This is a genomic window from Tardiphaga robiniae (genome assembly GCF_013359755.1).
Classification (GTDB): domain Bacteria; phylum Pseudomonadota; class Alphaproteobacteria; order Rhizobiales; family Xanthobacteraceae; genus Tardiphaga; species Tardiphaga robiniae.
On the sequence record NZ_JABMCJ010000053.1, the window covers coordinates 26,687 to 35,085 of the forward strand.

The window sequence follows — 8,399 nt, forward strand, 5'->3', positions numbered from 1 at the left end:
GGTCTTTCATTCTAGGGTCGTCAGACAGATGCAGTGTAACAGCGCAGTTCAACAGTCGTTCAGATGTGGTGATCGCACTGAAACACCGTTCGCGCCGGGAACGGGATCGACCTCAAGGGCCGAACCTGCCAACGTGAGTCACCTGTCGAATACATAAGATGGATCAAATGCGTCGGCCTCGCAAGAAGCCGGTACGCGCTTAATGCAGGTCGGAGATGTCCGGAGACGACGTTTGCGACCCCGTGCGCTGCAACCTCGGAATGGGATCGAACAGCGAGAACAGCAGCAGCCCGGCGAAGAAGCCGCCGATATGCGCCTGCCACGCAACGCTCGCCCCTTCTGCACCGATCGCAATCGAGCCAACGCCAAAGATGATGTTGACGCCGAACCAGACCGCCAGAAATCCGATCACGCGTGGATCGCGCAATGAACGCAGCAGCGGAAGCGCCGGCACACGTGCCGCTTCATCGGCATCGCCGCGGTTGAACGACAGAAAGCTGCCGCGCACGAAGGCAAAACGGATGGCCGCCGCCATCGCGCCGGAGACCGAAGCCGAGGCGCCGATCATCGGTGCGAGCGCGTGTTCATGGGTAACCAGATGCGCGGCGGCACCAGCCACAGCCGTCACCGCCATGAAGATGAAGAAGCGGACCGCGCCGAAGCGCCGCGCCAGCGCGCTGCCGAACGGCAGCAGCCACAACACGTTGAAGCCGATATGGCTGAGATTGGCGTGCAACAGGGAGTAAGTGACGAAACTCCATACTTTGGCGCCATTGCCGCCGGGAAACGGCATCGACAGCAGCGTCTGGTCGTAGCGCTTCGGAATGAAACCGAAGACCTCAATGGTCCAGTATTCCAGATCCACCGGCAGCAGCATGCGGATAATGTGGATCACCGCCAGAAGCCCGACATAAGCCGTCAGGGCGCCCGGCAGGGTCAGGATCGGTTCGCGCGGGGGAGCGGGGGAATCCAAGGTGTCCAAGGGGATAACGGCCTGTCAGCGGCTCTGGCGAGCGATGCTCCAGATAGTCGGCTTTGCCGGTACCGCGCAAGCTCGGGATCGCCGCGGGGCAGCAAACCCGCCTGAAAAGAAAAAGGGAGAGCCTCTGAGAAAGGCTCTCCCGGGTCCGTCTTGATCTTTTCCCGCGGATGGATGTCCCGGTGTGCCGGACAAGCCGACATCCCCACCCCTCCCCGCGTGACGACCAATTCTGTTTTCAGCCACCTGTTTATCGAAGCGCGTCACGAACTGCTGGAGCAGTCCGCTCCGCTCTGGAGTGAGCAGGAGACTACCGGCAATCCCCGCGTTGCCAAGCGCATGCTTAACTTAGAGTTAACGGCGAACCGGTCCACCCGCTCCGAAACCGGACGGTTAATGAGATCCTAACAATCATAGTAAACTTAACCTTAACGGCGGATACCCGCCCGAACGCGGTGGAAAACGCGCCTTCGGCATGGACGCTGCAATGACTGATCTGCACAACATGTAGCGGCGAGCGATGGATGGATTCGGGACAGAAATGTCCCCGATCCACTGCAAGCCGGGTCAGGATCAGGCGAATGAAACATCCATCCAGCCGCGCGTTCTTCGCCTATTGGGACGACAAACGCGGTTTTGCACGCGCTCCCGATCGGAGCGAGCTGGAACCCGGCCCCGTTCGCGAGTTGCTGGGCGACATCTTCGTGCTGTCCTATGACCAGCCCGTCGAATTCCCGTTCCGCGTGGCCGGCACAAGAGTTTGTGCCCTGCTCGGCCGCGACCTGAAGCACGAGCCGTTTCCGTTGCTGTTCGCGCCCGAGTGTCGCGACGAGATCCGGGACATGATCACCGTCGTATCCGAGGAGCAGCTCGTCGCCGTCGCTGGCGTGACCGCAATGACCGAATTCGGTCAGAAGGCGCATCTAGAACTGCTGTTGCTGCCATTCGCGACGCGCGCGCATTCCCCTATCAGCCTGACCGGCCTGCTGGCGCCCATGTATGAAGTCCGCGGCCGGCTCGGCGCATTCCAGCTGACGTCGTTTCGCTATCTCGCCCACCAGCCGCAGCGCTTTGCGCCGCGCGCCCTGCGCAAACTGCAGGTTGCCCGCGGCCTGATGGTCTATGAAGGGCTGCGCTGAGCAGCCTTCTACGTACGCTGCTCATTATAAGTGTCGCGCAGAACAATCACGCCAACTGGTTGCGCCAGTTCGGTATTTGCTAACGCGGCGTTAACCCTACGGGCCGTAGGGTCGGTCGAAACTCGACCCGCATCACCGGCACGGCACTGATGGCGTTCGCGCAAACAAAATCGATTCTTCCGTCTGCAGAAGAACGCCGTCGCTTTCAGCGGGTGAAAGTGCACCTGCTTGGCCGCTATATGCTGCCGGATCGCCGCGAATTTCCGTGTCAGGTCATCAATATGTCGCCCGGCGGCCTCGCGCTGCTCGGTCCCGGCATCGGCAATGTGGGCGACCGCGTCATCGCCTATCTCGACCATATCGGCCGCGTCGAAGGTAAAATCACCCGGATCATCGACAACGGCTTCGCCATGACCGTGGGAGCGACACCGCGCAAACGCGACAAGCTGGCAGCCCAGCTGACCTGGCTGGCCAACCGCGACATTCTCAATCTGCCGGAAGACCGCCGCCACGACCGTATCGTGCCGCGCAACCCGATGGTGCTCCTCACCCTCGAGGATGGCGTCCAGATGAACGGCCGCATTATCGACCTGTCGCTGTCCGGCGCCGCCATTGCGGCAGAGAAGCGCCCGCTGCTGAATTCGATTGTCATGCTCGGCCGAATCCAGTCCCGCGTGGTCCGCCATCTCGAAGAAGGCTTCGCTCTGGAGTTCTTCCACGAGCAGTTGGCAGAGACGCTCGAAGACAGCGTCAACGCCCGGTAAACGGCCGAACGCCCCCGATCCTCGTTTTTCAATGTCCTGAAGGCGCCATCCGCGTCAGCAGATACCGTTGCGCGTCCTCTGCACGCGGTCGCGAGGGGTTAATTTCACGCCGCTTTGCGCACGCAAGTTCCTGAATTGCAGCATTCAAGCCATTAACGCGTAAAATTTGACTCAAATACAATTAGCTAAAATTTGAATCACATTCGATTCAAGTATAGTTCGAATTCGCCGCGCCTTTTACTTGTAATCGCTTCAATTGTACTTGAGCGATTTAGCGGCGACGAAAATCCTTTGTGCGAAACATGGTCCCAACAAGAAAACGGGGGCCACAATGTTTGGTAACAAGGGGCGATACTTCGGACTGGCCGTTTTAGCAGTCCTTCTTGGAGTGACTTCGTCGGCACGTGCCGGCAACGAAAAACTCTACGCAAGCCTGGGCGACAGCACACGCGCACCGATCGGCTGGGTCGAATTCTGTTCAGACAATCCGACCGACTGCCGCGGCGGTGCGACGCAAGCACGTGACATCGTCATCACACAGACTGCGTGGAAGGATCTGGTGCGGGTCAATCGCTGGGTCAACGAGACCATCAAGCCAATGACCGACATGGATCATTGGGGCGTGATCGAAAAGTGGTCGCTGCCATCAGACGGTTACGGTGACTGCGAAGACTATGTGCTCCTTAAGCGCAAGATGCTGATCGAAGCAGGCTGGCCACGTGAGGCGCTGCTGATCACCGTGGTGCGCGACAAGAAGGGCGAAGGCCACGCGGTGCTCACGGTGAAGACGGACAAGGGCGAATACGTTCTGGACAACCAGAATGAGAACGTCCTCGCCTGGACCGAGACCGGCTACCGCTTCGTCAAACGCCAGTCACAGAGCGATCCGAATGTGTGGGTCTCGCTCGGCGACAACCGTCCTGCAGTGGCTACGGCCAGCGCGCGGGATCGCTAAACAACAACACGAATTGGAGACACGCGACCCGGTCACATCCCCACCCCTCCCCGTCCCAGACCGGATCGCGCGCGGCCAGCTCTCCCCCAAGAGCTGGCCGCAACTTTTTGGGGTGGTGGTGCTCGCGCAGCTTCCGAACAGAAAGCGGCCGACAATGGATGGAAACAGACGCAGGTTTGGCTGACGAACTACAACGTACCTGACTGATCCCGGACTGACGTCCGAGGAACACGAACAGACAAGAAAATCGCCGCGCTAGTCGCGGCGATTTGCGTTTCGGTCGATGGTGCCGTCGGGCCGATAGCCGAAGCGCACGAGTGCAGTCGCTGTCAACCGCTTCCCGAACCGGCGTTCGAACTCACAGAACATCCAGACGAAAGCCATCACCAGCGCAAAGACGGTGGTGACAAACAGCAGCGTGAGATTGGCAATGTCGAGGGTCATGGTCATCGTTTCGATTTTGCAAAACGCGTACCAGACAATCGGACCAGCCATGATGTGGCTCCAGCACAGCTATGCTGGAGCCGTTGAGGTAATCAGGTGGCGTCGCTCAAGGCCAATCAGTCACAAACCTCGACACGACGCACCCGATATCCAGCCGGTGTCCGTACACGCTTACGCGTTATGTAACATCCGCCTTCGTCATCATAACCGCCATAAGCGTAGGGGTACCCACCGTAATACGCATAGGGGCCGTAGCCGTAGTAGCCGCTATAAAGACCGGCGCCGGCGAGGCCAAATCCCAATCCTATTCCAGCACCGCGAAATCCACGGCCGAAGCCGCCGCCATGCCAGCCACCACCACCATGGAATCCACCGCCGTGGAATCCGCCGCCACCGCGCGCCGATGCGGCTGTCGGCGCGACCAGCGCGACTCCGGCAAGGGTCAACAGACCAAACACCAATTTGCGTAACATCAACTACACTCCGTCACGGGTCACTCACAGCGCGCCCCTGTTAGATAGGTAGCTCTTTCGTTCGCGAACCGCCACGGTGCGACGATCAATAGCCGTCACTTGTTCGCGACTGTCGGTTACGGTGTGTTGCTGAACGCCTGTCGCGCAACGTTGCGCTAGCAACCCTTGCAGATGCTCTTCACCTTGCGATCGACGGCACGATCCTGCGCATCGACCGCTGCATCGCCCGTCGCCGGCTTGCCATCGGGCGACGCCTGTCCGGTCCCGCTCGCGCCTGCCGTGATCCCGGTCGCGGCGCGTCCACCGCTCGCATTCGCCGTGCCTGCACTATTGGTACCCGCGGCGCCGCCCGTCGCGCCGCCACCTGCACTGCCGGATTGGGCGAACGCCGCGACTGACGACAACAGGACGGTAGCCGTTGCAGCCGCGATGAGTTTCGAGGAATGCGCCATTGGAAATCTCCTTTGGCGTTCAACGAGACCAGCGGAAACGGGTTCCGTTGCGGGAACGAATTCGGCGCCGGCGGCTTGAATCCCCTGACATTGCCGAGGAGAAGCCTGCGTGTCCTGGGACAAGCCGTTTCGCGAACCGATCGAATTGCCCGACGGCAACACGCTGGTGTCGCTGCGCGACGCCGGCGCTTACATCACACAGCTGTCACCATCTGAACACGATGCGAAGGAGTGGCAGACCGCGATGCATTGCCTGATCGAGGCGGCCGACTACGGCGGCCCCATCAGTTTCGCGCGGCTCGGCGTTGCACAGGCACTGCATCGCCATCAGGAGAAAGTATTCGACCCGACGCGCAAGCGATCGCGCTGGCGCAAGCCGGGCCTCAGTTAGCAGATGTCATGCGCAAGCTGATCGACTTCGACGACGAGACCCTCGACAAGCTCATCCAGCTCGGCCGCGACCGCATGGCGACGACGCAAGAACTCGCGGATGAAGCCTTCGCCGACCTCCTGAAGAAGCACGGCGTTCCGATCGATCTCAAGGATGCGCTTCGCAAGAGCGTGAAAGCCGCCGGTCCATCATCGGCGTCAAGCCGCAACACTGCGATGCGCTTCGCCCCATCACGTCCAGCAAGGAAGAAGGCCCATGCCAAACGATCCGCAAAAAGATCCATTTGAGGAAGGCGAGCGTGCCGCTAGTGAGGGCATTCCTGCCGAGGCCAATCCCTATCAGGACGGCACCGAGGAACATTCGCTATGGAGCGCCGGCCACGAGCGCGTGGCCGGCGAAACAGAAGCCAATGAGTCCGAAGGGACGTGATCGCGCTGCAAGGCTCTGGCTTTTTGTTGAGACGCGTTTTCTTGATGCGAACCGGTGCCCACTTCGCTCGAAACGCTCTAGCCGATTTTCTTGAGACCCTTCTGAAAGCGTGGGCCGTTGGCCGCGTAGAACCGCGCCGCGCTGCCCATCGCCGTCACCTGCTCCGGCGACAGCGTGCGAATGACGCGCGCCGGCGATCCGATGATCAGCGAATTCTCCGGAAATTCCTTGCCCTCGGTGATCACCGAGCCGGCGCCCACGATGCTGTTCTTGCCAATCTTTGCACCGTTCATCACGATCGAGCCCATGCCGATCAGCGCGCCGTCTTCAATCGTGCAGCCGTGCAGGATGACATTGTGGCCGACGGTGCAGTTCTTGCCGATGGTCAGGGGAAAGCCCTTGTCGGTATGGCACGTGCAGTTGTCCTGCACATTGGAGCCTTCACCGATCTCGATCCATTCGTTGTCGCCGCGCAGCACCGCGCCAAACCAGACACTCGCCTGCTCCAGCAAACGAATCTTGCCGATCACATCGGCCGTGTCGGCGATAAAGTAATTTCCGCTGGCCGGAAGATCCGGTCCCTGCCCGTCGAGTTCGTAGATTGCCATGATTGAGTGGTCTCCCTTTGCGGGAGACACTGCCACGGATTCTTGCGCTTAGGCCAGTATGCCCAGCGCTTCCAGGGTCATCACGATCAAGGTGCCCGACATCAGGCTCCAGATGCCCGACAGCACGGTCGCGATCATCACGAACTGAACGCGATGCTGCTCGGCCGCGCCGTTGCGCAAGGTATTGCGCATGATGATGAAGGGCGCCGTGAAGACCAGCAGCGGCACGGCTGCGAAGGCTTCAGGGGACGGCCCCTGCTGGAGCAGGCTGAAGCTCGGGGGACGCTTGGCAAAGGCCTGATAGGCGCTTGCAATGGCGCCTGCGAGCGCGAAGCCAATGCATAGCTGGAAGAATGAATTCAACGCATCGGGGGACATCGAAGCTCTTTCACGGCACATACAAACACCGCCCTGCATCGCAAAATGCGAAGCTCCCCGCCAGCATAACGTTAATAAAGGGTTAACGGCGCGGTCGGGAACCGCGCGCGGTGCATGGCTCCCGGATACCGCCTGCGGCGAGGTGCGCGAGGCCGTTAACCATCGGCTGGCATATTCGCGGTTGATTCGCCCACCCGGTACACCGTCCCAGTTCCAATTTAGCGTGCGCATGTCTCTGCTGTTTCCGACCCACCCGACGACGCGGCCGCGGCGCCGCCACCGCCGCAACCACGTCGTACCGATGCTGATCGGTGCAGCACTTGCGGCCCCCGCTATCGTAGTGGTCGCGTATCTGCTGTGGCCGACCTGGCAGAGCCAGAAGCCCGGCGATCCCGACCGTATTCCGGTGAGCGTGGGCGCCACGCTGTTCAACGTCCCGACCCATGCGTTTCGCCGTAAGGTGCAGAAACATTCAGGGCCGCAGGAACGCGTCGATCTGAGCTATGTCTATCCATCGCTCGAAGCGAGCAACCTGCCGAGGCATGTCAGCGTCGAGAATTTCGACGAGAACGCGCAGCCGATTGATCGCATCTTCGTCTCGATCTCGGCGCATCACGATGCGACCTCGCCGGACACCCGTCTGCGCACGATCTATCCGCGCTATATCGACCGCGCGACATCAAGCGAAGACGGCCTGACCACGCAGCCATTCCGCGACAACTCGCCTTACAGCAATGAAGATCTCTATCTCGGCACGACGCCGGCGCTGGTGGCGCGCTGTACACGCGACGGCGCCACGCCCGGCATGTGCATGAGCGAACGACGCATCGGCGGCGCCGATCTCATCTTTCGCTTTCCACGTAGCTGGCTCGCGCAATGGCGCGACGTGGGCAATGCGATGGATCGGCTGACGATCCAGCTCAGCGGGCTGCGGTAAATGCCCTCGTCGTGATTGCGTTGATCGTAGGATGTGGGGTGAGCGTCTGCGCGATGCGCCTGCACTCACTCCATCCCACGATCTTGCGTAACCCTCTCACTCGTCATAGCCAGATGGCGCGAAGCGAGCTTCGCAATAATCCCAGGCCTCTCCCCACGTCATGGCCGGGCTTGACCCGGCCATCCACCTTGTCTTGTGCGACGGTGTGCGGGCCAAGCTGGATCCCCGGGTCAAGCCCGGGGATGACACCTGTGGGGGCGGCGCCTTCATCGCGCCATCACAGATTCAACTATCAAACAGCCACTGTTCTTCAGACATGCGTCATCGCCCCCATTGTTTGCGGCGCGGGGGCGCCGTCGTGTCTCGCATTCCTGCCCCCTGGTGAGAGGGCGTGCGGAACGCCGGGTGCCCGTTGCACCCTTGGGCCTGATGCGAATGCGGTCTTCCGCA

General features: G+C 60.9%; 13 protein-coding genes. 7 read left to right on the forward strand and 6 right to left on the reverse strand.

The features are described 5' to 3' along the window. Positions 1-199: 199 nt before the first annotated feature. Entirely contained in the window at positions 200-973 is a 774-nt protein-coding gene (locus HP556_RS00585; protein WP_231080204.1) for a rhomboid family intramembrane serine protease, read from the reverse strand. Positions 974-1,560: 587 nt separating this feature from the next. On the opposite strand from HP556_RS00585, the gene HP556_RS00590 reads away from it, so the two are divergent. From HP556_RS00590 to HP556_RS00600, 3 genes are all read left to right on the forward strand, one after another. After that, positions 1,561-2,118 carry a PAS domain-containing protein gene (locus HP556_RS00590; protein WP_175365514.1) on the forward strand — a complete coding sequence of 186 codons (558 nt, stop codon included), beginning with the start codon at positions 1,561-1,563 and terminating at the stop codon, positions 2,116-2,118. A gap of 149 nt (positions 2,119-2,267) precedes the next feature. Then, positions 2,268-2,882: a PilZ domain-containing protein gene (locus HP556_RS00595; protein ID WP_089264909.1), complete on the forward strand. Its 615-nt coding sequence runs from the start codon at positions 2,268-2,270 to the stop codon at positions 2,880-2,882. Between the two features lie 331 nt (positions 2,883-3,213). Then, entirely contained in the window at positions 3,214-3,837 is a 624-nt protein-coding gene (locus tag HP556_RS00600; protein WP_093762025.1) for a transglutaminase-like cysteine peptidase, read from the forward strand. 255 nt (positions 3,838-4,092) lie between these two features. Here the strand turns inward: HP556_RS00600 and HP556_RS00605 are convergent, their stop codons facing one another. The 3 genes from HP556_RS00605 to HP556_RS00615 all read right to left on the reverse strand — a co-directional run bounded on the left by HP556_RS00605 (position 4,093) and on the right by HP556_RS00615 (position 5,206). Beyond that, positions 4,093-4,332, reverse strand: a complete 240-nt coding sequence (locus tag HP556_RS00605) for a hypothetical protein (RefSeq protein WP_175365515.1) — start codon at positions 4,330-4,332, stop codon at positions 4,093-4,095. A gap of 65 nt (positions 4,333-4,397) precedes the next feature. Beyond that, positions 4,398-4,754 carry a hypothetical protein gene (locus tag HP556_RS00610; RefSeq protein WP_175365516.1) on the reverse strand — a complete coding sequence of 119 codons (357 nt, stop codon included), beginning with the start codon at positions 4,752-4,754 and terminating at the stop codon, positions 4,398-4,400. Positions 4,755-4,909: 155 nt separating this feature from the next. Beyond that, on the reverse strand, positions 4,910-5,206 hold the full coding sequence (locus HP556_RS00615) for a hypothetical protein (protein WP_175365517.1): 297 nt from the start codon (positions 5,204-5,206) through the stop codon (positions 4,910-4,912). Positions 5,207-5,315: 109 nt separating this feature from the next. On the opposite strand from HP556_RS00615, the gene HP556_RS00620 reads away from it, so the two are divergent. The 3 genes from HP556_RS00620 to HP556_RS00630 are packed head-to-tail and all read left to right on the forward strand — an operon-like array spanning position 5,316 to position 6,026. Continuing rightward, a complete protein-coding gene (locus HP556_RS00620; protein ID WP_093762019.1) occupies positions 5,316-5,597 on the forward strand; it encodes a hypothetical protein in 282 nt (93 codons plus the stop codon). Between the two features lie 8 nt (positions 5,598-5,605). Next, positions 5,606-5,884, forward strand: coding sequence for a hypothetical protein (locus HP556_RS00625; RefSeq protein WP_175365518.1), 279 nt, complete (start codon positions 5,606-5,608; stop codon positions 5,882-5,884). Further along, a complete protein-coding gene (locus HP556_RS00630; RefSeq protein WP_170849843.1) occupies positions 5,853-6,026 on the forward strand; it encodes a hypothetical protein in 174 nt (57 codons plus the stop codon). Before HP556_RS00625 ends, HP556_RS00630 begins: the two co-directional genes overlap by 32 nt. A 77-nt stretch (positions 6,027-6,103) precedes the next feature. Here the strand turns inward: HP556_RS00630 and HP556_RS00635 are convergent, their stop codons facing one another. Together HP556_RS00635 and HP556_RS00640 are read right to left on the reverse strand one after the other, a co-directional pair. Then, a complete protein-coding gene (locus HP556_RS00635) occupies positions 6,104-6,634 on the reverse strand; it encodes a gamma carbonic anhydrase family protein (protein ID WP_089264916.1) in 531 nt (176 codons plus the stop codon). A 48-nt stretch (positions 6,635-6,682) separates the two neighbouring features. After that, entirely contained in the window at positions 6,683-7,012 is a 330-nt protein-coding gene (locus HP556_RS00640; protein ID WP_175365525.1) for a DUF6949 family protein, read from the reverse strand. A gap of 229 nt (positions 7,013-7,241) precedes the next feature. Between HP556_RS00640 and HP556_RS00645 the strand changes: the two genes are divergently transcribed. After that, positions 7,242-7,949, forward strand: a complete 708-nt coding sequence (locus HP556_RS00645; protein ID WP_175365519.1) for a hypothetical protein — start codon at positions 7,242-7,244, stop codon at positions 7,947-7,949. Positions 7,950-8,399 lie beyond the last annotated feature (450 nt).